General features: G+C 60.8%; 1 protein-coding gene. It reads right to left on the reverse strand.

The window, feature by feature from the left end; all coding sequences use genetic code 11:
- Positions 1-2 precede the first annotated feature (2 nt).
- Complete coding sequence (gene macA / locus ACQ4MY_RS19275; RefSeq protein ID WP_008079658.1) at positions 3-1,151, reverse strand: macrolide transporter subunit MacA; 1,149 nt, start codon at positions 1,149-1,151, stop codon at positions 3-5.
- Positions 1,152-1,217 lie beyond the last annotated feature (66 nt).

Raw genomic sequence — 1,217 nt, forward strand, 5'->3', positions numbered from 1 at the left:
GCTCAGGCCCCCGCCACGTTGGTCAACGGATCACCGATAACCACGCGATCGCCTTCAGCCAGGCCGCCATTGATCTGCACTTTGACGTTGTTGTTGATCCCGGTCTGCACGTTGCGCGACTGCGCGTGGCCCTTGGCGTCGAGCACGCGCACCGGAAAGCTGCCGTCGGCATTGCGCGGGCCGAGCGCCGCCACCGGTACGGTCAGCACAGCCTTGGCGGTGTCGAGGACAATGCGCACCTGCGCGGTCATCGAAATGCGCAGGCGATGGTCGGGGTTGGGCACTTCAAACAAAGCGTTGTAGAACACCGCGCTGCTTTGCTTCGGCGTGCCGGCGGGCGGCGTTTCGAGAAAGTTCTGCGGCGCCGGATCGGTGCCGCGCAGTTTCGCGTAGTAGCGTTTGTCCTCGCCAAGAATGGTGAAATACACCTCTTGCCCGGGCGCAATGTGAATCACATCGGCCTCGGACACTTGTGCCTTGACCGTCATGGTGTCCAGGTCTGCCAGTTTCAACAGGACCGGCGCGAGTTGGCTGGCGATCACCGTCTGGCCTTCCTGAGTGACCACGCCGACCACGTCGCCATCGATCGGCGCGACAATCCGCGTGTACGCCAGGTTGACCTTGGCAGTGTCGATCTGGATGTGCGCACTTTTGATTTGCGCATCCAGCGACATCAGATTGGCCTGCTGCACCTGATAATTGGATTCCGCAGTTTCGAAATCCTGGCGCGAGATCGACGCATCCTCCTGCAGGTTCTGATAGCGCTCGTAAATCGCCTTGGTCTGTTTCAGTTGGGCCTGCGTGGCGCGCTTTTGCGCTTGCAGGTTTTCCTCATCGACCTGAGCCTGGCGCAAGGTGTTCTGCAGCACCAGCGGATCGATTTCCGCCAGCCACTGGCCTTTTTTCACCTTGTCGCCGACCTTGACCTTCAGCGATTTCAACTGGCCGGAGACCTGCGCACCAACATCAACCTGCTTGATCCCTTCGAGCACGCCGGTGGCCAGCACCGCGTTCTCGATGTCATCGCGTTCGACCGTCGCGGTCAGGTACTGCGGCGCCTCCGCCGGGGCCTGCACCGTGTAAAACACCAACCCCGCCACCACCGCCAAGGCCAAACCCATACCGACTTTGCGCCACTTCGACTTTTCCATAAATGCCCACAAGTCCGTTCAGGATCGAGCCCGGCGCAACGCCGGGCTCTGCTAGATAAACAACAA

Source organism: Pseudomonas sp. SM4, assembly GCF_051913165.1.
Lineage (GTDB): Bacteria > Pseudomonadota > Gammaproteobacteria > Pseudomonadales > Pseudomonadaceae > Aquipseudomonas.